The sequence below is a fragment of the Streptomyces sp. NBC_01431 genome, assembly GCF_036231355.1.
Taxonomy (GTDB): Bacteria; Actinomycetota; Actinomycetes; order Streptomycetales; family Streptomycetaceae; genus Streptomyces.
Genome location: NZ_CP109496.1, coordinates 6,826,660 through 6,850,782, shown reverse-complemented (window position 1 = coordinate 6,850,782; position 24,123 = coordinate 6,826,660). Strand labels below are relative to the sequence as shown.

At 71.4% G+C, this 24,123-nt stretch carries 24 protein-coding genes and 1 pseudogene; 17 read left to right on the top strand and 8 right to left on the bottom strand.

All coding sequences use genetic code 11. The features are described 5' to 3' along the window. The first annotated feature begins 175 nt into the window (after positions 1 to 175). From OG522_RS31320 to OG522_RS31295, 6 genes are all read left to right on the top strand, one after another. Entirely contained in the window at positions 176 to 1,543 is a 1,368-nt protein-coding gene (locus OG522_RS31320; protein WP_329466393.1) for a cytochrome ubiquinol oxidase subunit I, read from the top strand. Continuing rightward, positions 1,536 to 2,807: a cytochrome d ubiquinol oxidase subunit II gene (locus OG522_RS31315; RefSeq protein WP_329466392.1), complete on the top strand. Its 1,272-nt coding sequence runs from the start codon at positions 1,536 to 1,538 to the stop codon at positions 2,805 to 2,807. Before OG522_RS31320 ends, OG522_RS31315 begins: the two co-directional genes overlap by 8 nt. Continuing rightward, on the top strand, positions 2,804 to 4,537 hold the full coding sequence (locus OG522_RS31310; protein WP_329466391.1) for an ABC transporter ATP-binding protein/permease: 1,734 nt from the start codon (positions 2,804 to 2,806) through the stop codon (positions 4,535 to 4,537). Before OG522_RS31315 ends, OG522_RS31310 begins: the two co-directional genes overlap by 4 nt. Further along, complete coding sequence (locus tag OG522_RS31305) at positions 4,534 to 6,171, top strand: ATP-binding cassette domain-containing protein (protein ID WP_329466390.1); 1,638 nt, start codon at positions 4,534 to 4,536, stop codon at positions 6,169 to 6,171. Before OG522_RS31310 ends, OG522_RS31305 begins: the two co-directional genes overlap by 4 nt. A 281-nt stretch (positions 6,172 to 6,452) precedes the next feature. Next, positions 6,453 to 7,178, top strand: coding sequence for an alpha/beta fold hydrolase (locus OG522_RS31300; RefSeq protein ID WP_329466389.1), 726 nt, complete (start codon positions 6,453 to 6,455; stop codon positions 7,176 to 7,178). 49 nt (positions 7,179 to 7,227) lie between these two features. Continuing rightward, positions 7,228 to 8,070 (top strand): alpha/beta fold hydrolase, encoded by an 843-nt coding sequence (locus tag OG522_RS31295; protein ID WP_329466388.1) that lies wholly within the window; start codon positions 7,228 to 7,230, stop codon positions 8,068 to 8,070. 208 nt (positions 8,071 to 8,278) lie between these two features. Here the strand turns inward: OG522_RS31295 and OG522_RS31290 are convergent. After that, a pseudogene (locus OG522_RS31290) lies at positions 8,279 to 9,010 on the bottom strand (GTP-binding protein); the annotation flags it as partial. A gap of 380 nt (positions 9,011 to 9,390) precedes the next feature. Here OG522_RS31290 and OG522_RS31285 point away from each other — a divergent pair. Both OG522_RS31285 and OG522_RS31280 read left to right on the top strand, forming a co-directional pair. Next, positions 9,391 to 10,095 (top strand): TVP38/TMEM64 family protein, encoded by a 705-nt coding sequence (locus OG522_RS31285; protein ID WP_329466387.1) that lies wholly within the window; start codon positions 9,391 to 9,393, stop codon positions 10,093 to 10,095. A gap of 238 nt (positions 10,096 to 10,333) precedes the next feature. Further along, the gene (locus OG522_RS31280; RefSeq protein WP_329466386.1) at positions 10,334 to 11,206 is read left to right on the top strand and encodes an undecaprenyl-diphosphate phosphatase; all 873 of its coding nucleotides are present in this window, start codon (positions 10,334 to 10,336) and stop codon (positions 11,204 to 11,206) included. 37 nt (positions 11,207 to 11,243) lie between these two features. On the opposite strand, the gene OG522_RS31275 is transcribed toward OG522_RS31280, so the two are convergent. Next, positions 11,244 to 11,618 carry a hypothetical protein gene (locus tag OG522_RS31275; RefSeq protein ID WP_329466385.1) on the bottom strand — a complete coding sequence of 125 codons (375 nt, stop codon included), beginning with the start codon at positions 11,616 to 11,618 and terminating at the stop codon, positions 11,244 to 11,246. A gap of 348 nt (positions 11,619 to 11,966) precedes the next feature. Here OG522_RS31275 and OG522_RS31270 point away from each other — a divergent pair, with 348 nt between their 5' ends. The 4 genes from OG522_RS31270 (at position 11,967) to OG522_RS31255 (ending at position 13,863) form a co-directional block, all read left to right on the top strand. Next, positions 11,967 to 12,143, top strand: coding sequence for a hypothetical protein (locus tag OG522_RS31270; RefSeq protein WP_329466384.1), 177 nt, complete (start codon positions 11,967 to 11,969; stop codon positions 12,141 to 12,143). A gap of 119 nt (positions 12,144 to 12,262) precedes the next feature. After that, on the top strand, positions 12,263 to 12,463 hold the full coding sequence (locus OG522_RS31265; protein ID WP_329466383.1) for a hypothetical protein: 201 nt from the start codon (positions 12,263 to 12,265) through the stop codon (positions 12,461 to 12,463). Positions 12,464 to 12,516: 53 nt separating this feature from the next. Further along, the gene (locus OG522_RS31260) at positions 12,517 to 13,317 is read left to right on the top strand and encodes a GNAT family N-acetyltransferase (RefSeq protein WP_329466382.1); all 801 of its coding nucleotides are present in this window, start codon (positions 12,517 to 12,519) and stop codon (positions 13,315 to 13,317) included. A gap of 198 nt (positions 13,318 to 13,515) precedes the next feature. Next, positions 13,516 to 13,863 (top strand): hypothetical protein, encoded by a 348-nt coding sequence (locus OG522_RS31255; protein ID WP_329466381.1) that lies wholly within the window; start codon positions 13,516 to 13,518, stop codon positions 13,861 to 13,863. Between the two features lie 90 nt (positions 13,864 to 13,953). Here OG522_RS31255 and OG522_RS31250 read toward each other — a convergent pair whose 3' ends face one another. Next, the gene (locus OG522_RS31250; RefSeq protein ID WP_329466380.1) at positions 13,954 to 14,739 is read right to left on the bottom strand and encodes a crotonase/enoyl-CoA hydratase family protein; all 786 of its coding nucleotides are present in this window, start codon (positions 14,737 to 14,739) and stop codon (positions 13,954 to 13,956) included. Positions 14,740 to 14,842: 103 nt separating this feature from the next. Between OG522_RS31250 and OG522_RS31245 the strand changes: the two genes are divergently transcribed. Together OG522_RS31245 and lnt are read left to right on the top strand one after the other, a co-directional pair. Further along, entirely contained in the window at positions 14,843 to 15,328 is a 486-nt protein-coding gene (locus tag OG522_RS31245; RefSeq protein ID WP_329466379.1) for a nuclear transport factor 2 family protein, read from the top strand. A 247-nt stretch (positions 15,329 to 15,575) separates the two neighbouring features. Further along, the gene (gene lnt / locus OG522_RS31240) at positions 15,576 to 17,147 is read left to right on the top strand and encodes an apolipoprotein N-acyltransferase (protein ID WP_329466378.1); all 1,572 of its coding nucleotides are present in this window, start codon (positions 15,576 to 15,578) and stop codon (positions 17,145 to 17,147) included. Here the strand turns inward: lnt and OG522_RS31235 are convergent. Next, a complete protein-coding gene (locus tag OG522_RS31235; protein WP_329466377.1) occupies positions 17,071 to 17,976 on the bottom strand; it encodes a Gfo/Idh/MocA family protein in 906 nt (301 codons plus the stop codon). The genes lnt and OG522_RS31235 overlap by 77 nt on opposite strands. Beyond that, positions 17,973 to 19,211 (bottom strand): FAD-dependent monooxygenase, encoded by a 1,239-nt coding sequence (locus OG522_RS31230; RefSeq protein ID WP_329466376.1) that lies wholly within the window; start codon positions 19,209 to 19,211, stop codon positions 17,973 to 17,975. Before OG522_RS31230 ends, OG522_RS31235 begins: the two co-directional genes overlap by 4 nt. Before the next feature lie 74 nt (positions 19,212 to 19,285). Between OG522_RS31230 and OG522_RS31225 the strand changes: the two genes are divergently transcribed. From OG522_RS31225 to OG522_RS31215, 3 genes are all read left to right on the top strand, one after another. After that, on the top strand, positions 19,286 to 19,888 hold the full coding sequence (locus OG522_RS31225) for a TetR/AcrR family transcriptional regulator (RefSeq protein ID WP_329466375.1): 603 nt from the start codon (positions 19,286 to 19,288) through the stop codon (positions 19,886 to 19,888). Between the two features lie 39 nt (positions 19,889 to 19,927). Then, positions 19,928 to 20,464, top strand: a complete 537-nt coding sequence (locus OG522_RS31220; protein ID WP_329466374.1) for a DinB family protein — start codon at positions 19,928 to 19,930, stop codon at positions 20,462 to 20,464. 95 nt (positions 20,465 to 20,559) lie between these two features. Further along, a complete protein-coding gene (locus OG522_RS31215) occupies positions 20,560 to 21,024 on the top strand; it encodes a hypothetical protein (RefSeq protein WP_329466373.1) in 465 nt (154 codons plus the stop codon). 43 nt (positions 21,025 to 21,067) lie between these two features. Here the strand turns inward: OG522_RS31215 and OG522_RS31210 are convergent, their stop codons facing one another. The 3 genes from OG522_RS31210 to OG522_RS31200 form a co-directional block, all read right to left on the bottom strand. Further along, positions 21,068 to 21,505 carry a hypothetical protein gene (locus tag OG522_RS31210; protein ID WP_443074850.1) on the bottom strand — a complete coding sequence of 146 codons (438 nt, stop codon included), beginning with the start codon at positions 21,503 to 21,505 and terminating at the stop codon, positions 21,068 to 21,070. Between the two features lie 182 nt (positions 21,506 to 21,687). Continuing rightward, positions 21,688 to 22,371, bottom strand: a complete 684-nt coding sequence (gene ung / locus OG522_RS31205) for a uracil-DNA glycosylase (RefSeq protein WP_329466371.1) — start codon at positions 22,369 to 22,371, stop codon at positions 21,688 to 21,690. Positions 22,372 to 22,465: 94 nt separating this feature from the next. Further along, positions 22,466 to 24,001: an ABC transporter substrate-binding protein gene (locus tag OG522_RS31200; RefSeq protein WP_329467810.1), complete on the bottom strand. Its 1,536-nt coding sequence runs from the start codon at positions 23,999 to 24,001 to the stop codon at positions 22,466 to 22,468. Positions 24,002 to 24,123: the final 122 nt, after the last annotated feature.

Here is a 24,123-nt window from a genome sequence, read left to right as displayed (position 1 = left end):
GAGGGTGGCGATCGCGTCCCCTCCCCCTGTCCGGCCCGGCCGCCGTGACGGACCAGGCACGCGAGGCAGACCCCGGCGAACGCCCACCAGGCCCCCCGTGCCTGATGCCTCGCCCCGCGCGGGCCGTGAACACGCGCGAGCCCCGCCAAGAACCGATGCCTCCCCGGGAGTACCCATGGCTTCGTCAACCGTCGTCGAACTGTCCCGATGGCAGTTCGCGATCACCGCGATCTTTCATATGACCTTCCCCGCGCTCACCGTCGGCCTCTCGGTGCTCCTCGCCGTCGTCTACACGGTCTACGTGCGCACGGGGAACCCTCTGTACCTACAGATCTTCCGGTTCTGGAAGAAGATCTTCGCCGTGGGCTTCGGCCTGGGCGTCGTCGCGGGCACGGTGATGACCTTCGAGTTCGGCCTCAACTGGGGCGTGTACGCCCACGCCGTCGGGCCGATCATCGGAGTCACCATAGGCATGGAAGTGATCACCGCCTTCTTCCTGGAGGCGGGGTTCATCGGCCTGATGCTGTACGGAGACGGGCGGATCCGCCCGCGCACCATGGCCCTGGCCAGCTGGATGGTCGCCCTCGGAACGCTGCTGTCCACCACCTGGATCCTGTCGGCCAACAGCTGGATGCAGGACCCGGTCGGCTACGACAAGGTCGCCGGACAGTTCCACGCCAGGGACTGGATCAGCATCCTGTTCAACCCCGCCTTCGCCCACCGCTTCCCGCACATGCTGCTGGCCGTGCTGATCAGCGCCGCCTGGTTCGTCGGCGGGATCTCCGCCTGGTACCTGGTGAAGAACCGGATCCACGCCCAGCCCATGGCCCGCCGCTGCCTGTCCATCGCGCTCGGCGTGCTGGGAGTCCTGATGCCGGTGCAGCTGTACGTGGGAGACGGCACCGCGGTCTTCATGGGCGGGCACCAGCTCCCCAAACTGGAGGCTTTCGAGGGCAACTGGAAGAGCGACAACAACGGCTACAACCTGTTCGTCGTCCCCGACACCGACAAGGGCGAGAACCGGCTGCACGTCGAGATTCCCCATCTCGGCTCGGTCATCGCCCAGGACCTCACCGGCAGGACGACAACGCCCGGACTGCTGGGGACCCCACCCGGCGAACGCCCCAACATGTGGACCGCCTTCTACGGTTTCCGCGCGATGTACTTCACCGCGCTGCTCATGTTCGGCACGGCCTTCGCGGGCATGGTCCTGCGCATGCGGCGCCGGCTGTTCGACTCCCCGCGCTTCCTGCGGTGGATGGTGTGGATGACCCCGGCCGGGATCATCGCCATCACCGGCGGCTGGATCGTCGCCGAGACGGGCCGCCAGCCGTGGGTCGTTTACGGCCAACTACGCACCGCCGACGCGGTCTCCCACCTCTCCGCGGCCGAAGTCGCCGCCAGCCTGGCCGGTTTCGTCCTGCTCTACGTCACTCTGCTGGCCATCTGGGCCCGCTACATCGTCCGCACCGTCAAGGCGGGCCCCGAGTCACTGACCACCGGGCCCGCCTCGCCCGACGCATCGGAGGCCCTCGTTGCTTGAGTACGCCAGTTACGCCCTGGTCCTCTTCTCCCTCGCCATGTATGTCGTACTCGACGGTTACGACCTCGGGGTGGGCATGCTCAGCCTGGCTGCCCGGTCGGAGCGCCGACGGGAGTACGGCGAGATCGTCGCCACCGCCTGGGACGCCAACGAGAGCTGGATCATCCTGGCCGGCGTAGTCCTCTGGGCCGGCCTGCCGGGTGCCTACGCCGTGATTCTGCCCAGTGTCTACCTGCCGTTGATCGGCATGCTCATCGCCGTCATCCTGCGCGGGCTCGGCCTGGAGATGCAGAGCGCGGCCGACGGCTACCGGCGAGGCTGGGCGCTGCTGTTCGGCGGGGCGTCGCTCGCCGCGACCGTGTGCCAAGGTCTCGTCCTCGGCGCCCTGCTCACCGGCCCGAGCCAGCGCGACGGCATGTTCCAGGGCGGGGCCTTCGACTGGTTCAGCCGCTACAGCGTGCTGTGCGCGCTCGGCCTGGTCGCCGTATACCTGCTGGCCGGGGCCGCCTGGCTGCAGGACAAGACCGAGGGCTGGTCGCGGTCGGGCATCCGCCGCACCGGACGGTCGCTGCTGGTGGTCACGGCGATCATGACGGCCGTACTCGGTCTGCTGATGCCGAGCGCCGACCCTCAGCAGTCGCAGCTGAGCCAGCCTCTGCGGGCCGTGTTGTTCTGGCTCGCGGTCCTCGCCGCCGTCGCGGCCGGCGCCGTCGCCTGGTACGGCTTCGGCCGTCGCCCCGACTGGCGGCCGTTCGCCGCTGTGGCCACGATGACGGCCTGTGGACTGGTGGGCTTGGCGGTGCTCTCCGTACCGGTCGTCGTACCGCCCGCACTGACGGTCCATCAGGTTGCGAGCCCGCACTCCTCCCAGCTCTTCCTGGTCGTGGGTGTCGGGTTGTGCATGCCGTTCGTACTGGCCTACAACGCCTACGCCTGGCGGAGCTTCCGCGGCAAGTACACCGATCCCCTGGAGCGTCCGATCCCGCCGCCCCCGGCCCGTACCTTCCCCTTGGCGGTCTCCCCGGCGCCCTCCGGTGCCCTGCGGACGATCGTGCGACGGACCTTGCTGGTGGCACTCGGCATCCTGGCGACCGCCCTGTCCCAGGACGTGTTCGGCGGTGTGGCCGACTGGATCGACCCGGTCGGCGTCGTCGTCCTGTGCTGCACATCGCTGGCCGCGTGGATCGTGGGTGACCGCCGGGATCGGCGGGCCGGGTACTTCCACGCGGACATCGTGGGCATCGAGGCGGAGACCACCTCGTGAGCAGTGCCGCCGTACTCCTGGACGAACTGGCCGCGGACCGGGCCGAAGACCCGGTGCCCGCCCCATTGCAGCAATGGGCGGCCTTCGGCCGACGGGAGTTGCGCCGCGCGGGCCTGCTGCGCGGCGCGGCCCAACTGGGCACGGTGATCTGGGCGGGCGGGCTCTCCTGGGCCGCCGAGCGTGGCCTGTCCGCACTCCGGGGCGCCCCTCACCCCGCGGCGGCCGTACTGCTTCCCGCCCTGCTCATAGCGGCCGGCGTGGCCCTGCGCGCCGTACTGCTGGCCGCGGGCGACGCGGCGGCCGCACGCGGCGCCCGCACCGTACGCGAGACCCTGCGCGGCCGGCTCATCGCGACAGCGCTGCCCGCACACGGCCCGGCCCGCATTGGCCTGGACGACGCGGCACTGGTCCAAGCCGTCGACGGCGAGGTCTGCCAGCTCACCGACTGGCTCACCGACTACCTGCCCGCCCGGACCACCATGCTGCTCAGCAGCGGCCTCACCCTGGCCGCGATCGCTTCCCGCAGCTGGTTCGTCGCCCTGCTCGTGCTGGCCGCCACCCCGCTGCTGCCGGCCAACCTGAAGGTCATCGGCCTGGGCACGCAGAGCGCCGTACGCGCCCAGCTGGCGGCGATCCGCACCCACCGGGCCCGCATGCTGGACCATCTGCGCGGCCTGCCCACCCTGGTCGGTCTCGGGGCGCACGACCAGGCGGCCGCGTCGCTGACCCGGCACGACCGGGAGGTCTCCGGTCGCACCGAGAAGGTGCTGCGGATCGCCTTCCTGTCGACCGCATGGGTCGAACTGCTCATCACCGGCACCCTCGCCGTGGTGGCCACCTACTGCGGACTGGCCCTGCTCGACTACCTGGACCTGCCTGTCGTACCGGATCACATGAGCCTGTCCGCCGCGCTGTTCGTCCTGGTCCTGGTGCCCGCCTACTTCGCGCCGGCCCGGGACCTGGCCGCCGGCTACCACGCCCGCGCCCGCGCGACCGCTGCCGCCGGCCTGCTGGCCCCGGTCCTGGACGCGCCTCGCGAAACCGTGGTGCCACCCGCCCCGCACGCCCGGCGGACCTCGGCGCCAACCGGGGTGTGCCTGGAAGCCGTCACGGTCCATCACCCCGGAAAGGCAGCGCCCGCGATGGACCGTGTCAGCGTGTACCTCGCACCGGGTCGGTGCCTCGCCGTCACCGGCCCCAGCGGGGCCGGCAAGTCCACCCTGCTCGCCGTCGCGGCCGGGCTCCGCGCCCCGCACGGTGGAAGCGCGCTCCACCTGCTGAACCGCCTGCCCATTCCCGCCGACCCCAGCCGGGTCGCCTGGGTGGGCCAGCCGGCGCACCTGCTGCCCGGCACCTTGCGCGAGAACCTCCTCCTGGCCCGACCCACCGCGAGCGACGACGACCTGCTGGACGCCGTCGCCTCGCTCGGCTTCGAAGACCTCCTCGCGGCACTGCCGCGGGGACTTGACACACCGCTCGGCGAACGCGGCACCGGCCTCTCCTCCGGCCAGTCCCAACAGCTCGCCCTCATAAGGGCGTTGCTGCGGGACGCACCCGTGCTGTGCCTGGACGAACCCACCGCCCACCTCGACCCGGACGCGGAGCGACGCGTCCTGTCCGCGCTGCGCACGCTGACCCGCGACCGTACGGTCCTGCTCGCCACGCACAGCCCCGCGCTGCTGCCGCTGGCCGACCACGTCATCACGCTGGACCACGGGAGAGCCCGATGAACCGGATCAGCGCCTGGCGGCTGCTGCGTACAGCGGCTCCGCGCCGCACCCTGGTGACCGGCATGCTGTTCGCCGCAGCGGCGGAACTCAGCGGCGCGGCACTGCTCGGCGTGTCCGGCTGGTTCCTGACGACCTGCGCCGTGGTCACCCTCCAGGCCAACACCACCTGGTCCTGGATGTACCCCTCGGGCGCCGTCCGGGCACTGGCGCTGACCCGCACCGGCCTGCGCTACCTCGAACGCCTGGACAACCACCGGACACTGCTGGCCACCCAGGTGACCCTGCGAGCCCGGCTGGCCCGCGGCGCTGCCCGCCTCACCCCCCGCGAGTTGCGCGGACAACGCGACGGGACGTTGCTCACCCGACTCACCGCCGATGTGGAGACCGTCGCGGGCCTGCCCGCGAACGCCATCGCACCGCTGGTGGCGGCGGTCACGACCGCGTGCCTGGTCGAGGCACTGCTGCTGTGGGCCAGGCCGGCCCTCGGGATCGCCCAACTCGCCGTATGGGCAGCCGGCCTCGCCTGCGCCCGGCACGCCCAACGCAGCGCACGCGCCCATCTGGCCAACGCCGCGGAGGCCAGGGCCGCATTCGGTACCGCGCTGCTCGGCAGTCGGGCCGCCTTCAACGAACTGCGGTGCCTGGACGCCCTGCCGCAGGCTCGGCTGGCGGCGACGAGCGCCATGGCCGATGTCGAGTCCGCCGAATGGGCCGCTGCCCGCGCCGAGCGGCAGGGGCGCCTGGCACTGCGTCTCCTCGCCGCAGTGGCGCAAGCGTCGGTGCTGCTCATCGCCCTGCGCGCCGCCCCGACCCAGATGATCGGCGTCACCGTGGGCGAAGTACTGCTGGTGGCCGCCGGGTGGGAGCTCCTGGAGAGACTTCCCCGGCTGATGCAGCACCTGACCCAAGCCGGGAACGCGGCTGGGCGCCTGGCCGCTCTCTCCGACGAGGAGCCCCCGGCGGACCGCGGGTCAAAGGCCATCCGCTCCATCGAGACGGATGGCCTCCCGCTCCTTGGTTCGCCCGCCAAACTCACGATGACCGTGCAAGGCCCCGGACTGGTCCTGGTCACCGGCCCCAACGGCAGCGGGAAGTCGACGCTGCTCTGCCAACTGGCCGGGCGCGTACTCGCCCCTGCCGGTACGGTCCTCCTCAACGGCACGCCCGTGCACGAACTGCCCGCCTCCGCCATCGCCCGGACGGTCACCCTCGTCGAGGCCGACGACTGGCTGGCCGACGACACGATCGCGGCCAATCTGCGTCAGGCGGCACCGTCGGCGGACTCCACCGCACTACGCGCCGCGCTGGAAGTGGTGGGCCTGTCGGCCTTGCCGCTCGACACACCGGCGGGCCCCGGCGGACGCCTGCTGTCGCAGGGCCAGCGACGGCGACTTGCCACGGCACGCGCCGTATTGAGACAGCCACCGGTGCTCCTGCTCGACGAGCCGGTGGCCGGCCTGGACCGTCCCACCGCCGAGGCACTCCTGGCCGCGCTGCCCGAGGCACTGCCCGACACCGCACTGGTGATCGCCCTGCAGGAACAGGACCTTGGCCTAGTCAAACGGACACCGACCGTGGTCGTGCACCTCAGCCGTGCCGCGGAACGACCACTGCGGCCCGAGAGGGTGGCCTAGCCGGGCCTTCCGGCAAGGGCCAACAGCCGCAGGACGACTCGATCACGCTGGGCCGTACGCTGCGCGCCAGTTGTGGCGCAGTGCACCCCCGCTTGCCCGCAGGTGTCGCGATCACGAGTGCGGGCGCGGACAGGACAGCGCTCGGGCGCTGACAGGCAATGTGTGCTCTCTGTTCCTCCTTACGGTTGCGTTCGTGCCAGTGGCTCTTCGCCCCTGACGGAACGTCATGTGCGGATCGCTCCGTCGCGCACTTCCCCGTACCGCTTCCCATGGAGTTACGCATGTCCCCTTCCGATAGCCCGACGGTCGTCCTTGTTCACGGTGCCTTCGCCGACGCGTCGAGCTTCTCCCGTGTGATCCCCGAGCTGATCGCCCGCGGCCTGAACGTGGTGGCCCCGGCCGTGCCCAACCGCAGCCTGCTCGGTGACGCCGCCTACATCGCCTCGCTCGTCCGCCGGATTCCCGGCCCGGTCGTCCTGGTGGGCCACTCCTACGGCGGTGCCGTCATCACCGTCGCGGGCGCGGAGGACAACGTCGCAGCCCTGGTCTACCTGGCCGGATACGCCCTGGAGCAGGGCGAAAGCCTCGGTGCACTACAAGGCCGCTTCCCGGATTCCGACCTCGCCGACGCGCTGGTCTACACGCCCTTCCCGATCGAGGGCTCCACCGATCCAGGCACCGACGTGTCCGTCCGGATCGACAAGTTCCCGACGATTTTCGCCGCGGGCGTCGAACCCCACCTCGCCTCCGTGCTCGCCGTCTCCCAACGCCCCCTGGCCGCACAGGCATTCGCTGAAAAGGCCCCGGTCGCGGCCTGGAAGACCAAGCCCTCCTGGGGCCTGGTCGCCTCGGCCGACCGCACCATCAACCCCGATGTGGAGCGCTTTGGCTACCAGCGGGCCGGAATGACCACCGTCGAGGTCGACTCCTCGCACCTGGTGATGCTCACGCACCCCGAGCGGGTCGCCGAACTGATCCACGAGGCGGTCCGAGCCACCGCCCGGTGAACCGTCCACGCCCACCCGATCCCCTTGACACGACCGCAGGAAGCGAACGATGAACTCACCGATCTCACGCCGCACCGTGACCGTTTCACTTCTGGCCGGCGCCGCCGCCCTGGGAACTCCGGGCGCCGCCTTCGCCACTCCGTCACCCTCAGCGGACCTGGCGTCCCGACCACACCACCATGAGCAGCCCACCATCGTCCTGATCCACGGCGCGTTCGCCGATGCCTCCAGCTGGAGCGCGGTCGTCGAACGGCTCCAGCGGCTTGGGCACCATGCCCTCGCGCCGGCCCTTCCCCTGCGCGGGCTCGCGAGTGACGCCGCCTACATCCGCAGCGTGCTGGACAGCGTTCCGGGACCGATCGTGCTCGTGGGCCACTCCTACGGCGGAGCCGTCATCAGCGTCGCGGCAGCTGACGCGCCTCGGGTCAAGGCGCTGGTCTACATAGCCGCCTTCGTGCCGGACGTCGGCGAAAGCGCCCTGGAGCTCACGGACAAGTACCCCGGAAGCACCCTGGCGCAGGCCGCAAGCCCCCAGTACTACCCGCTGCCCGGCGGGGGCGAGGGGGAGGAACTGGTCATCAAGCAGGAGCTGTTCCGGGAGCAGTTCGCGGCCGGCGTACCCGCCACGACCGCTCAGGCGATGGCGGTGGGGCAGCGTCCGATCGCTCTGGCCGCGCTTCAGGAGAAGGCCACCGCGGCAGCGTGGAAGAGGCTCCCCAGTTGGTGCCTCGTCGCAACCGAGGACCGCAACATCCCCCCGGCCGCCGAGCAGTGGATGGCCGAACGCGCCCACGCCCACACCGTCAGGGTCCGCGCACCCCACGCGGTCGCCGTGAGCGACCCGGCCCCGGTCACCCAACTGATCCTGCGCGCCGCCCACTCGGCCTGCTGAACGGGCCACCGGTGCGGGCGAGCGCTGGATCAGCGCGGGCACGCCGACGCCTGTATCCCCGCCGCCGTGTTGCTGCTGGCACCCGCTCCGGATGGCTCTCCTCCTGCATGTCAGATCACTCATCGCGACGGAAGGGCCAGTCCCTCACCCCGGCCGCGCGCAACCCCGCAACACACCCACCGCACTCGCTTCGAAACGTGAAACCACCCACATCCCCCACCCCGGTGATGGTGAGCACGTTCTCGACCGGCAGCGGGAACGGCGCGTCGACATAGCGCTCGGGCATGGGCACATAGGTGTGCACCGCGTCGAGCAGCGCGCCGATCGCCTCGGTCCACCGCGGGTCGCCCTCCAGGGCCTTGAGTCCACAGACCCGGACGGCGGGCACCCAGTCGCCCCCGTATCCGTGCGCGGAGAGCAGCTCACGCACTTCGAGCTCGACCAGGTCGGTCAGCTCCTCGTCGCCCGCGTCGGCCTGGTTGAGCGCGACCACCATGTGGTCGACACCCACCTGCCGGGCGAGAAGTACGTGCTCGGCGGTCTGTGGCATGACCCCGTCCAGCGCGGAGACGACAAGGATCGCCCCGTCCAGCTGGGCCACGCCGGTCACCATGTCCTTGACGTAGTCGGCGTGGCCCGGCATGTCGAGGTGGGCGTAGTGGCGGGTGTCGGTCTCGTACTCGACGTGCGCGATGTTGCTGGTGATGCCGCGGGCGGCCTCCTCCGGGGCCCGGCCGATGCGGTCGATCCCGTCGATCCCGTCGATGCGGTCGATGGGGTCGATCCCGTCGATGCGGTCGATCGGTACGAGCGTGCCGTTGCCGCGCTCGGCGAGCACTTTGGTGATGGCGGCGGCCAGGGTGGTCCTGCCGTGGTCGACGTGGCCCATGGTGCCGATGTTGAGGTGGGGCTCGGTGCGTACGTATGCCGTCTTGGGCATGGCTGGTGGTCCCTCGCATGGTCGCGGAGCTGTGCCGGGACCCCTGGATCCGGCCGACCCTCCCTGGGCGGGGTCCGCCGGGTGTTCCGGAGAGGGTCAGCTTCGGGCGCCCGAGAAGGGCGCCGCGGGTGCGATCGCGTCCGCTGCGAAGACGGCATCCTTCGGCGCGTCCGCGACTGCGGAGGGCGCTGCGAGGAGGGCGGACATACCGCTGAGCATGCCGGGCGGTCGGAGCCGCGTCGAATGGTTTTCGGCGGGCGGGGGTTGGGACGGCGCCGCACCTGTCCCGCAGCGGCGCGGCTGCTTCCGGCGGCCTCGCCCCTGCGCATACGCGCGGTCCGTTGCCGCGGTCACTTCCCCCCGTCGGTTAGTCTCCCGGGATGCTCGACCCCGCCGCCCGTCCCTCCCCCGGCCTCGCCGCGCGCTGCACCAGAGCGCTGCTCTCGCCGTGGTCGCGGCTCTCGCTGCTCGTGCTGGTCCTGGCGGCCGCCGGGACCACCGTGCTGATCGTCCAGCCGCAGCGACTGCTCGCCGACGGCTGGCCGCCGGAGCTGGGCGGGGCCGGGGCGGTGGTGCTCTTCGCGGTGGCGTACGGGCTGTGCACGGCGGCGTTCGTGCCGCGCCCCATCCTGAACCTGGCGGCCGGCGCTCTGTTCGGCGCCCAGGCCGGTCTCGCCTCCTCGCTCGCGGGGACGGTGCTGGGTGCGGGCATCTCGTTCGGGCTCGGCCGGGTGCTGGGGCAGGACGCGCTACGGCCCCTGCTGCGCGGGCGCTGGCTGACGGCGGCGGACGGGCAGCTGTCGCGGCACGGGTTCCGTTCGATGATGGCGATCAGGCTGTTCCCCGGGGTGCCGTTCGCCGCCGCCAACTACTGTGCGGCGGTCTCGCGCATGGGCTGGACTCCGTTCCTGCTGGCCACCGGCCTCGGCTCGATCCCCAATACGCTCGCCTACGTCATCGCGGGCAACAGCGCCGCGTCGCCGACCTCGCCCACTTTCCTGATCGCGATGGGCTTCATCGTGCTGAGCGCGGTCGGCGCCGCCGCGGTCGCCTGGCGCAAGCGCCACCGCCTTCGGGGCCGGTAGGGCGGGGGCGGCAGGAGTAGGGCGGCCCGTGAGAACGGGGCGGTGCCGTTAACCCACCGCCTTCGTCCGCACAACTCCGCGTTCACCCTGGGTCGTTACTCTGCCCCGACCCGGGCGAAACCACCGGTGCAGCGGCGCTGCTCGGTGGTTTCGCCGGTCTGCTCACGGTGACGTACACCGGCCGCCTCGGGCTGCCCGGCCGTCGCCCCCGACCCCTCCTGGATGGCGCAGCAACCCCATGTCTTGGTTCGAATCGTTCATACTCGGGCTCGTCCAGGGGCTGACGGAGTTCCTGCCCATCTCCTCCAGCGCGCACCTGCGGCTGACCGCCGCCTTCGCGGGCTGGACGGACCCCGGGCCCGCGTTCACCGCCATCACGCAGATCGGCACCGAGACGGCCGTCCTCATCTACTTCCGCAAGGACATCGCGCGCATCGTGTCGGCGTGGTTCCGCTCGCTCACCGACCGTTCGCTGCGCGGTGACCACGATGCCCGGATGGGCTGGCTCGTCATCGTGGGCTCGATACCGATCGGCGTGCTCGGCATCGTCCTGAAGCACCAGATCGACACCTCCTTCCGTGATCTGCGGGTGATCGCCACCACCCTGGTTGCGATGGGTGTCGTGCTCGGCGTCGCCGACCGTCTCGCGGCCCGCGACGCGTCAGGTGGCCGCCACCGGGCGGTCAGGGAACGCAAGCCGCTCCAGGAACTCAGCACCAGAGACGGTCTGATCTACGGCATGTGCCAGGCCATGGCCCTCATCCCGGGCGTCTCCCGCTCCGGTGCCACCATCAGCGGCGGTCTGCTCATGGGCTACACCCGTGAGGCCGCGGCCCGTTACTCGTTCCTGCTCGCCGTTCCGGCCGTACTGGCTTCGGGCGTCTTCGAGTTGAAGGACGCGGGCGGGGCGGGCCAGGCGCCGATGGCGCCCACGCTCCTCGCCACGGTCATCGCCTTCGCCGTCGGGTACGCCGTGATCGCCTGGTTCATGCGGTTCATCTCCAGCAAGAGCTTCATGCCGTTCGTGGTCTATCGCGTCCTGCTGGGCACCGCGCTGTTCGCCCTGGTCGGCGCGGGCTCCCTGAGCCCGGAGGCGGGCGACGGGCTCTAAGGGCCTTCCACGGGGGCCCAGTTGAGGCCCGCCGACCTCAGTCCGCCGACGGCTCGGGGCCGTCCCCGTTGAACTCCTCCGCGCGCAGCGCCAGGTCCTGCAACACGTCGGCCGACGACATGTCCTGCGCGCCGGAGTCGTGGACATGTGCCAGGGCCACATAGGCCAGGCTGAACGCGGCGACCAGCTGGCTGATGGCCCCGCCGACCTCCCGCGCCACGAGGGTCGCCATCTCCTGCGGGGTGGCGTCCGCCGGGATCTCGATGTGCGGCATCGTCTCGTTGAGCAGAGCCGTCACGATGCCGGTCCCGATGTCCCGCCCCTGTTCGCCGTCCTCCTCGATGCGGCGGCGGTAGTCCCCGGCCTCGGTGAGGATGCCGATCACTCGCTTGAGAACCTCGCTCTGCTCCATGCCGTGAGGATAGGCGGCGCCCGCGCACCCGGGCCCCGGCAACGACCGGATCCCCAGGACCATTTACCCCGCCGACATGCGTACCGACCGAACCCCGCGCGGCCCGTGTACCGACCGAACGCCGCGGCCACTTGCCCCACCGCCCCCCCGTACCGACCGAATTTCGCAGCACCTTGCTCCACTCGCCCTCCCTGCCGACCGAACCCCGCGGCCACTTGCCCCACTCGCCTCCGCACGGGCCGGTGCCGCTCCCGCGCCGCCCCGGCTCCACCCTGCTCAACAGCCAATTGGTGGCTGAGAGTTCCCACTTCGTGTCCGTGGGTCACCTCGTGGCCGTAGGCTTGCCCCATGCCCCCGACTTCCGACTTCCGGTCCGTTCGCTCCGCCGACGTGGTGAACGCGGAGATCCGCTCCCTGTGGGAGCGGTCCGACGGACATCTGTCCCCCGGCGAGGAGGAGCGCTACCGGTGGCTCCTGATCGAGTGGGCGACGGCGATACGCAGCGACACCGCCCAGGCAGCCTGACGCCGAACCCGCGCTCAAACGCCCCGCGGCATGTGATCTCGCACACCATTGACCGCGCTCACCTGCTCTTCAGCTGTAAAGCAGAGCGGAATGTCCGACCGGCCCCGTAGCCTGGTCGCATGTCTTCTTCCTCCGACCGGGCCGCCGCCTGCGTGCCGCCCGACGCCGACGCCGCCAACGACGCCATCCGCGCGCTCGTCGACGGCGCGGACGGCCAGTGGCCCGCGGAGGAGTACGAGCGGCTGCTCGCCGACTGGGCCGACGCCGTGGGCGAGGCGGCACCCCTCGCCAGCGCCGCCTCCTCGGAGCCCCGCGCCTGACCCGCCCCGAATCTCAGTTGCTGTGGTCCTCATCACGGTGCTGGAGTGACCGGATGAACACCACCACGCCTGACAGCGACACCGCCGACACACTGCTGGCCGTCTTCGACCGGCAGCTGCGCGAGAACGCCCTGGCGGACGGGCCGGGTGCCACGGTCGAGCGGGTCGGCGATGTCGTACGGCAGGTGGGCCCCGGCCACGTGTGGAACGGCGTCCTGTGGTCGGCTCTGACGGCCACGTCCGCCGACGCCGAGATCGCGGCGCAGGTACGCCACTTCGCCTCCCTCGGCAACGAATTCGAGTGGAAGCTGTACGACCACGACCGCCCCGCCGACCTCGGGGAGCGCCTGCGCGCGGCCGGATTCGACGCCGAACCCGCGGAGACGGTCATGGTCGCCCGCGTCGCGGACCTGCCGCACGACGTCGAGCCCGCCGAGGGCATCACGCTGCGTCCGGTGACCGATGCGGCCGGTGTCGACCTGATGACGTACGTCCACGACCGCGCCTTCGACAACGACTCCACCCGCGTCAGGGAGCGACTGCTCGCCCAGTTCGCCGAGGCGCCCGAGACCGTCACCGCGGTCGTCGCCATGGCCGGTGCCCTACCCGTGAGCGCGGCCCGCATGGACTTCCACCCGGGGACGGAGTTCGCGAGCCTGTGGGGCGGCGGCACCCTGCCCGAGTGGCGGGGCAAGGGCATCTACCGCGCGCTGATCGTCTACCGCACCCGCGTCGCCGCCGAGCGCGGCTACCGCTACCTCCAGGTCGACGCGTCCGACCAGAGCCGCCCCATCCTGCGACGCCTCGGCTTCGTACCGCTGACCGTCACGACGCCGTACATCCGCCGGCCGTAGCCACGGCCCGCCGTCCAGCCGTTCCAGGTACCACGCGGCCGGTCAATCGCGGGCCCGGCACGCCTAGCCCACAGAGCCCAAGGCGAATCGGTTCGTCGGCTCCCTTACGAGTGACGCGCTGTGGTGAGCACCACAATCGGCGGCAGGCCGGGACAGCCTGAATCGGAATCCTTTTCTCCGTATTCAGGAGTGTTCTTCATGCGTTTTCGTGCCTCCGTCGCCGCCGCCCTCGGCGCGCTCGCGCTGGTCATCACCCTGCCGACCTCGGCCAACGCCGTCGGCGGCGAGTTCGTCTACTCCTACAGCGGCCCCCACGGACACGTCCGGGAAGCCCGGCTGAAGCACCCGCACGGCCGGGAGTGCATCAACCTGCGCGAGGTCACCGGCCGACGTGCGTCGAGTCCCGCCCACTCCCCGCGCAACCGCACCGACGCCAAGGCGACGGTATTCACCGACATTCACTGCAAGGGTGCGCACTTCAGCCTGCGTCCGCACGGCGGGCACGCCTCCGACAAGCTGAAGTTCCGCTCCGTCATCTTCCGCTGATCGCCCAGCAGACTCCCCGGTACGGGCCTCACCCGCCCGTACCGGGTGCGGCACCGAACCTCAGGCGCCGCAACTCGGCCCCGGCACCGATCAGTTGGAACCCTCGAAGGTTCCGTGCCGGCCCGCCCCGGCGGCGAACCTCGCCGCCCCCTCGGTCGCCTCCCCCAGTGCGCGGACCCCGTGGCGCACCTCGTTGAGCAGCGCTTCCGGTTCGGCCAGGCCCTCCTGTTCGAGCAGGGACATCCGGTCGTGGCGCAGACAGGTCTGGGGGAACGCGGCAATCTGCGCGGCGAGTTCCTCGGCGGCGGCGCGGACCGTCCCGCTCGGCACGATCCGGTCGGCGAGGCCGATGGCCAGAGCCTCCGCCGAGTCCACCGGCCGCCCGGTCAGGACGAGGTCCATGGCGCGGCCCGCCCCGATCAGCCTCGGCAGGCGTACCGTTCCGCCGTCGATCAGGGGAACGCCCCAACGTCGGCAGAACACTCCAAATACAGCGTCCTCCTCCACGACCCGCAGATCGCACCAGAGCGCGAGTTCCAGGCCGCCCGCCACGGCGTGTCCGGCGACGGCCGCGATCACCGGTTTGGACAGCCGCAGCCGGGTCGGTCCCATCGGCCCGTCCCCGTCCTCGGCCACCGCGTTGCCGCGCTCGGTGCCGATGGCCTTCAGGTCCGCACCCGCGCAGAACGTGCCGCCCTCGCCCCACAGCACGGCCACCGCGGCCTGCTCGTCGGCCTCGAAGGCGCGGAAGGCGTCGGCGAGCGCCCGTGCGGTCGGGCCGTCCACCGCGTTGCGCGCTCCGGGCCGCGAGAGCACCACGGTCGTGACCGGGCCGCGTCGTTCGCTGCGTACCACGGGAGCAGTCTCATCAGGCACGCAGGCCGTCTCTTCCATCATGGGCCAGCGGTAGCACGGCCCGCCAACGAGCCACAAGTGCAGGGCCCTTGGACTTCGGGGTCCGCTGCCGGAGACTGAGCCGATGACGCAGCGCGTGGATCTCGGGACCGTGTTGGACCGCTTGGCCATCGACGAACTCATCACCGGCTACGCCGCGGCGGTGGACGACGGGGACTGGCCGGCTTACCGCGCCCTGTTCGCCGCGGACGGCCGCGCCGACTACCGCGCTTCGGGCGGCATCGCGGGCTCCGCCGATGAGGTGGCCCAGTGGCTCGCGGAAACCATGCGGCTCTTCCCGGTCCGCCAGCATCTGATCACCAACCGGACGCTGACCCTCCAGGACCTCGGCGGCTACCCGGGCGACCGCGCGGAAGTCCGCGCCGACTACTTCAACCCCATGTGCTTCGGGGGCTCAGGGAACGGTGCGGGCGGCTCGCCGGCGCCCGATTTCGAGTCCGGCGGACGCTACGCCTTCTCGCTGGTCCGTACGGATGCCGGGTGGCGGCTCCGGTCGGTGACCGTGCACGAGAAATGGCGGCGCGTCTCGGGGGCACTCGCCGGGGCCTGAACCCGCGGCCCGGGTGCGCAGGGCGCCCGGACGCGCGCGAGCGGGGGCGTGCACGGGCGGCGTGCACGGGCCAAGCGAGCGCGGGCCAGGACTCGCGCCGGCCGGGGCGCGCGCGAGCCGGGAACGGGCCTGAGTCTCACCGTGGGCGCGCCGGGCGCTCCCGCCATCTGTGCGGGGCCGTTGTGCTCCCGCACACTGGGTGGTGCCAGAACACATGGGATCACGGGGGTGGGCAAGGAGGCGCGGTATGCGGATTCCGGTCGGTCGTCATCGTCCGCGTCTGGACTCCGCGTGGTGGCGCGGCACCGCCGCGCTGCTGGCGGGGGCGCTGCCCGCGCTCGCTTTCCCGGCTCCCTCGCTGTGGTGGTTCGCGTATGTCGCCCTCGTACCGTGGCTGCTCCTGATCCGTTCCGCGCCCGGTGCGCGCCGGGCGGCACTCGACGGGTGGCTCGGCGGCACCGGGTTCATGATCGCCGTGCATCACTGGCTGATGCCGAGCCTGAACGTCTTCATCGTGGTCCTGGCCGCGCTGCTCGGGCTGCTGTGGGCGCCGTGGGGCGTGCTCGTGCGCTCGACGCTGGGCGGCCGCCCTCGTGCAGCTCGCGCTCTGGCCGCCATCGCCGTGGTGCCGTCGGGCTGGCTGATGGTGGAGCTCGTCCGGTCCTGGCAGGGGCTCGGCGGTCCCTGGGGACTGCTCGGCGCCAGCCAATGGGAGGTCACTCCGGCGCTGCGCCTGATGTCGGTGGGCGGGGTCTGGCTGGTGAGCCTGCTCGTGGTGGCGGTCAACACGGCCGTGGCCCTTGGTGTGGTGCTCCCCCATGTGCGGTCCGCGGCGGTGTCCGCGCTCGTGGTGTGCGCCCTCATCACGGGGGCGGCATGGATGTGGGCTCCGCACACCGAGCGGGACGGCCGGCTGCGGGTCGCGGTGGTGCAGCCCGGTGTGATCGAGGACGGTGATGCCCGGTTCGCCCGCAGCGAGGCACTGACGCGTTCGCTGGCGGGCCGGCACGTGAATCTCGTGGTGTGGGGCGAGAGCAGTGTGGGCCAGGACCTGGCGGCCCGGCCGGATCTGGCCGCGCGGATCGCGACGCTCTCCCAGGACGTCCATGCGGACATCCTGGTCAACGTGGACGCGCGCAGGTCCGACAAGCCGGGGATCTTCAAGAGTTCGGTCCTCGTCGGGCCCGGGGGGCCGACCGGACAGCGTTACGACAAGATGCGGCTCGTGCCGTTCGGTGAGTACATCCCGGCGCGTTCCCTGCTCGGCTGGGCGACCTCGGTCGGCAAGGCCGCGGACGAGGACCGCCGACGCGGCACCGCTCCCGTGGTGATGACACTGCCGGACGGAGTGCACGTGGGGCCGCTGGTGTGCTTCGAGTCCGCGTTCCCCGACATGAGCCGTCATCTGGTGCGGATGGGCGCCCAGTTGCTCATCGCGCAGTCGTCGACATCGTCGTTCCAGGACACCTGGGCGCCCGCCCAGCACGCCTCGCTCGCCGCCCTGCGCGCCGCCGAGACGGGCCGCCCCATGGTCCATGCCACGCTGACCGGGATCAGCGCGGTCTACGGTCCGGACGGTGAACGCATCGGCGAACGGCTCGGCACCAGCGCCAGCACGGCGGCCGTGTACGACGTCCCGCTCGCCCGCGGCGCCACCCTGTACGTGCGCCTGGGTGACTGGGCGGTGTATACGGCGCTCGCGGTGGTCGCCGCGTTCTGCGCGGCCGAGGGCGCGCGCGCCCTCAGGAGGCCTGCTCGACGGCCTCCCGCACCACCCGCTCGCACAGCTCATGGGTCGCCAGCGCATCCTGTGCGCTGAGCGTCTTCCCGGCCCGTACGGCATCGAGGAAGGCGAGGACGGACTGCTCGATGCCGCGCTGGCGGGCGACCGGGACCCAGTCGCCGCGGCGGCGCACGCTGGGCTGGCCCTTGTGGTCCACGACGTCGGCGAGGTTGAGGACCTGGCGCTTGGTGTCCTGGCCCGAGACCTCCAGGATCTCCTCGGGGGACCCGTTCATCCGGTTCATGGTGCCGATCGCGGTGAAGCCGTCGCCGGAGAGCTGGAGCACCACGTGTTCCATGAGACCCGCGCGGACCCGAGCCCGTACGACGGTGTGCTCGACGGGTCCGGGAACCAGGAATCGCAAGGTGTCCACGACGTGGATGAAGTCGTCGAGCACCAGGGTGCGCGGGTCCTCGGGCAGGCCGACGCGGTTCTTCTGCATCAGGATGAGTTCGCGTGGGTGGTCGGCGCACTGGGCGTAACCGGGCGCGAAGCGCCGGTTGAAGCCGACGGCGAGGCTGACGCCGCGCTCCTCGGCGAGCGCCACGAGCCGCTCGGACTCGGCGAGTTCGTACGCCAGGGGCTTGTCCACGTACGTCGGTACGCCCGCTTCGAGCAGCCGGGTCACGATCGAGGGGTGCACCGCGGTGGGGGCGTGCACGAACGCCGCGTCGAGGCCCTGCGCGAGCAGTGAGTCGAGGTCGGCGTGGCACCGCTCGGCCGCGATGCGGTGGGTGTCGGCCACCGCCGCGAGGGTGGCCGGGGTGCGGGTCTGCAGGTGCAGTTCCGTGCCCGGCAATGTGGTCAGCACGGGCAGATACGCCTTCTGCGCGATGTCCCCGAGTCCGATGCAGCCGATCTTCACGGGGTCTCCTGTCGCCGCGCGGTGTCCTGCTTCCTTGCCTGGTCAGCATACGGGCGCCGGGGCGGCTGCCAGAGGGCGATGTCCGCGAAGGTGCGCAGCATCAGTTGGGGGCCGAGCGTGGAGGCCGCCCTGATCAGGGAGTTGCGGACGGCGATGCCGACCGGGTTGATCAGCATGGTGAGCCGTGCGGTCCGCTCCGCCCGGCCGGCGACGTCCATGGTGCGCGGCAGCCGCTCGGCGCTGTAGCGGGCGAGCCCGGCAGCGAGTTCCCCCGCCGGGTCCGCGTGGTGGGCGAGGACGACCGCGTCCTCGATGGCTTGGTTGCCGCCCTGTCCCAGCGACGGCGCCATGGCGTGGGCGGCGTCGCCGATGAGCGCGACCCGGCCACGGTGGTAGGCGGGTAGCGCCCCGGCGATGCGGTGGACGTCGTTGCGCAGCACGTCGGTGTCCCGGGCGGCGTCGAGGACCGCCGGGATCGGGTCGTGCCAGGTGCCGAACAGGCGGCGCAGTTCGGCCAGTTCACCGTTGACGGCCCGGCCGCCGGGCCGGGTCCTGGCCGCCGCGTACGCGTACACGCGGCCGTCCTTGAGGGGTTGGGTGCCCCAGATCCGGCCGGGCCCCCAGGTTTCGTGCGGCGCGAACGGCCGGCCGGGGTGGGGCACCACGACGCGCCAGGTGGTGAACCCGCAGTACTCGGTGCCCGGGTGAGTGGGGAAGAGGGCCTTGCGCAGGGTGGAGTGGATGCCGTCGGCGGCCACGACGAGCTCGGCCTCGATGTCGCCCTCGGCCGTGCGGACCACCGCGGGGCGGTCGGCGCCGCCGCACTCGACCAGTTCGGCGGCGGCTGCGGTGCGCAGCGTCCCCGCGGGGAGCGCGGCGGCCAGGATGCCGATCAGGGTGGCCCGGTGCAGCAGCACGACCGAGCCCCCGAAGGCCTCGGCCGCGGCCTGCGGGTCGGTGCGCGAGAGCCAGCGGCCGCCCGGGGTGCGCAGGCCGCCGTCGCCCTGCCAGGCGGCGAGCGCTCTGATCTCGTCCCCCAGACCGATGACGTCGAGCGCTCGCTGGCCGTTGGGGGCGAGGCCGATGCCCGCGCCGACCGGCCTCAGTTGCGCGGCCCGCTCCAGGACGGTGACCTGCCAGCCGCGCCGGATCAGGGCCGCGGCGGCGGTGAGTCCGCCGATGCCGCCGCCGACGACGACCGCCCGGGATGCCCCGTTCCCGCTTCGCTCGCTCATGACGCCTCCTGGATACTACGTCTGTAGTGACTCGTACGGTACTACAGGAGTAGTGGCAGCGATAGGTTGACCCCATGGCCGCACGCACTCCGGGCACCCCACGTGCCCACCTCATCGCCGACACCGCGCTGACCCTGCTCGTCGAGCGGGGCATGCGCGGGCTGACCCACCGGGCCGTGGACGAGCGCGCGGGGCTGCCGCAGGGCTCCACCTCCAATCAGGCGCGGACTCGCCAGGCACTGCTCGAAGCGGCCGTCGCACGGCAGGCCGAACGGGAGGCCAAGGTGCTCGTTCCGCCCGAGCTTCCGGTACCCGGCGGCGACATCGAGGAGCTGGCGGCGGCGCTGGCTCTCGCACTGCACCGCCATCTCACCGACCACCGCGAACTGCTGGTCTCGCGCTACGAGTTGGCCCTGGAGGCCACCCGGCGCCCCGAGCTGCGGGCGTACTACGACGCTGCGGCGCGGCAGTTCAGGGAGCCGTTGGTGGCGCTGATGAACGCGGCCGGCTCCCGCGCGCCCGAACGCCACGCTCTCTCCCTGATCTCCTGGAGCGAGGGGTTGATGTTCTCCTGCGTCGCGGGTTCGTACCACGACGAGGTGCCCGCCGAGGCGGAGATCCGCCGCGGCTTCACCGAGCTTCTGCGCGGCATGCTGACCGCCGAGCCCCTCGGATAATCGCTCGCCAACGGCCGGGCGGTCCGCGAGGATGACGCCATGACGACCCCCGAAGCACCCTCGGCCGCGCCGGCCGAGCGCAGCGAGCCCGCTCTCGACGCCGGCGAGCGGGCCATGCTCGACGGCTGGCTGGAGTACCACCGCGAGACACTGGCCTGGAAGTGTTCCGGGCTCACGGACGAACAGCTCAGGTCGGCCGCGGTGCCGTCCTCGTCGCTCACGCTGCTCGGACTGCTGCGGCACATGGCGGAGGTCGAACGATGGTGGTTCACCACGGTGTTCGACGGGAAGCCCGATGTTCCGGTGTACGCGACCGACGAGGACGCGGACCGCGACTTCCACGTCGAACCCGAGGACACGTACGCACAGGCGCTGGACACCTGGCGCGGCGAGCTCGCCGCCGCCCGCGCACAGGCCGCCCCGCACGAGCTCGACGAGCTGAGCACGGGCACCAGCCGCAACGGCCAACATTTCAGTCTGCGCTGGATCTACACCCACATGATCGAGGAGTACGCGCGCCACAACGGGCACGCCGACCTGATCCGCGAGGCGATCGACGGCTCGACCGGAGACTGAACGAGTCCACCCGGTGGGACGGCCGTGTCACTCGTGCGGGCCATTGAACGGCCATGACCTGGCCCAACTCCCGCTCTGCGCAGCACAGTTGACGGATGCACCGAACCAGAAACGCGCTGAAGCTCCTGACGGCCGCCGCGGCCCTGACCGTCTGCGGATGCGTCTCGGGCTGCGTCTCCGTGCAGGCCCGCCCCGCCTCCGCCCCGCCGCCCGCACAACCGACCCGGCACGATCGCGATCACGATCAGCGGGTCGGCCACCAGGTCGTCCAGGCGCCGGCCCGCGAGGCTCTGGACCCGGTCATGCCTCCCAGTACCCCGCCGCCGCGGCCCGCGACGCCGAAGGCCGCCGAACCCGAGGCTCCCGCCAGGCGGCATCATCCGCGCGGCCGCCCCGAAGCGCACGGACACGTGCCCGCCGCACACCCCCCGACGAAGCGCCCCCGCCCCGGCCCAGCGCTTCCCCCGGCGGGCGGCATCTGCGCCCTGGGCAAAGGCTACGGAGGCTGGGCCGACGACAGCCCCGAGGCACGCATCTGCCGTGACACCTACGGAAATTGATGAGCCGTCATACGAACCGTAGGTCGCCCTCACGCAGCTCGGGTCATGCGGTGTCCAGCTGCCGTTCCAGGCGGCCGAGCGCCTCCCGGATGCCCTTCCCGTACGCGTCGTCGCTGAGAGCGTCCAAAGAGACGTGGGCCCGGTCGAGATGGAGCCGGGCCTCCGCGGGACGGTGCAGCTTCAGATAGTCGGCGGCGAGATTGAGGTGGAGCGAGGGGTAGAAGGCGCGTACCGCGAGCGAGGCGTGGTGCTCCTCCAGGCGCTCCTGGCTGAGCCCGTCGGCCGCCGCCAATGCCCGCAGGTCCCAGGCAAGTTCGTCCCCGGGGTCGTCCTGCGCGTCGGCCAGGTAGTGGGCGAGGGTGCAGCGGTGCAGCGGGTCCCCGTGTTCACCGATCTCCGCCCAGAGGTCGCCGAAGCGGTTGCGCGCCTCCTCGCGATCCCCGCCGTGCAGCAGCATCATCGCCTGCCCGATCCGGGTCATCACGATGTCCCCCGGAGCTTCCAGCCTGTCCGTCACTGCGCGTCTCCAGCCGCTCGTTCAGAAAACTCGAACGATCTCGACGCTAGCCGCCGCCACTGACAATCGGCCTCAGGCTCGGGCGGGGACCCGGCCCTGTCAGCCGGACGTCGTCACGCCCCCGGCCCCGCCCCCGCCGTCCCCCCTCAGCCCAGGTTCGGGATGCGCCAGTCGATCGGGGCGTGGCCCTGGGCCGCGACGGCCTTGTTGATCTGCGTGAAGGGCTGCGAGCCGAAGAACTTCTTCGCGGACAGCGGCGAGGGGTGCGCGCCCTTCACCACGACGTGGCGCTCCTCGTCGATCAGCGGGAGCTTCTTCTGCGCGTAGTTGCCCCAGAGCACGAAGACCGCCGGGTCGGGCCGCGAGGCCACCGCGCGGATCACCGCGTCGGTGAACTTCTCCCAGCCCTTGCCCTTGTGCGAGTTGGCCTCGCCGGAGCGGACCGTGAGCACCGCGTTGAGCAGCAGGACGCCCTGCTCGGCCCACGGCATCAGATACCCGTTGTCCGGGATGTCCAGGCCGAGCTCGTCCCTCATCTCCTTGTAGATGTTGCGCAGCGAAGGCGGCGTCCTGACCCCCGGCCGCACCGAGAAGCACAGGCCGTGACCCTGGCCTTCGCCGTGGTAGGGGTCCTGGCCGAGCACCAGGACCTTCACCCGGTCGTACGGCGTCGCGTCCAGAGCCGCGAAGACCTCCTCGCGGGGCGGAAAGACGGGGCCCTTCGCCCGCTCCGCCTCGACGAAGTCGGTGAGCTCCTTGAAGTACGGCTTCTGGAGCTCCTCGCCGAGGACGCCGCGCCAGGACTCGGGCAGCATGGCGATATCGGTCACGTCAACAACCTCCGTGGGACGTTCGGTTCCTGCACCACCGGCGCAGATTCCCGAACCTACCCGCCACCACTGACAACGCCGCCCGCGCCCGCCCCTACCAGCTGGTCTTGCGGTGCAGCTCCCACATCTGCATGACGGTCTGCTGGTCGATGGCGCGCTCGCCGCCCGCGACGTCGTCACTTGCCGCGAGGTAGACCTTGCCCTGCCACAGCGGCAGCAGCCGCACGTCGTCCACCAGGTCGTCCTGGGCGCGCTCGAACAAGTTGCTGGTGGCACCCCGGTCGGAGACCTCGCGGGACTGCGGGAGCAACTGAGTGGTGATCTCGTGCGGCTCGTAGGGCGTACCGACCGCGTTCTCCTTGCCGACGAAGGGCGCGATGAAGTTGTCGGGGTCGGGGAAGTCCGGGAACCAGCCGCGGCCGAAGACCGGGAAGTCACCGGCCTGGAACCCCTCGGTGTACGTCTTCCACGGGCGGTTGTTGAGCGTCACCTGGAACAGTCCCGAGGCATCCAGCTGCCGCTTGAGCTCCTTGAACTCCGCCGCCATGGACGAGCCGTAGCGGTCGGTGGTGTACCAGAGGGAGAGCGGCACCGGCCCGGTGATGCCGGCCTTGCGCAGGATGTCCCTCGCCTTGGGGACGCTGGGCGATCCGTAGGTGTCGAAGAAGCTGGTGGTGTGTCCGGTGACGCCGGTGGGGACCATCGAGTACAGCGGCTCCGCCGTGCCCTTGTAGACCCTGGCGACCAGCGCGTCGCGGTCCACGAGCTGGGCGACGGCCTTGCGCACCGCCGGGTTGGCGGCCTGCGGGTCCTTGGGATTGAACACCAGGAAGCGGATCTCGGTGCCGGTGTTCTCGATCAGCTGGAGCGGCTTGCCCGCGGCCTTCTGGTTGCGGACGTCCTCCACCTCGTCGGCGGTTATGCCCCGGTAGGTGATGTCGATCTGATGGTGTTCGAGGGCGTCCACCATGTCGGTGGAATCGTGGAAGTAGCGAATGGTCACGCCGTCGTTCTGGCGCTCCGCGAAGCCCTCGTAATGGGCGTTCTTCTTCAGCACCGCGCGGTCGCCGGCCTTGTACGACTGCAGCGTGTAGGGGCCCGAGCCGGTGAGCCCCCCGTCGTCGCGGATCTTGTCGGCCGGATACGTCTTGGGGTCCACGATCGACATGGCCGGGGCGCCGAGCACGAACGGGAAGGTCGCGTCGGGTTTGTTGAGGTGGAAGGTGACGGTCAGACCGTTGTCCGCGGTGACCCGGTCCAGGCTGGTGAGCAGCCCCTTGGGACCGGCCTTCACATTGATCTTCACGATGCGGTCGATGGAGTACTTGACCGCGTTCGCGTCGAGTGTCGTTCCGTCGGAGAAGGTCAGCCCCTTGCGCAGCGTGCACGTGAAGGTCCGGCTGGAGTTGTCCTGGAACCGGCAGGACTGCGCGGCGTCGGGCTGCGGGGCGCTGCTGCCGGTCGGGAAGCTCACCAGCGTCTGGAAGACGTTGCGGTACAGCTCCCACGAGCCGTCCCAGGACGCGGCCGGATCGAGGGTGCTCGGCTCGCTCGTCGTCCCCACCGTGATCTGCTGCCCGGCCTGCGAACCGCCCGCCGAGAGCAGTCCGCAGCCACCGAGCAGGGACATGGACGCCATGGCCGCCGTGGTGCGTCGGCAGATGGTCCGTTTGAACACGTGCACGCTCCTAGGTCGGCCGTGGATCGGCAGACCATACCGCAGCGTCCCGCTGAGTCAACCGGTCATCTCAG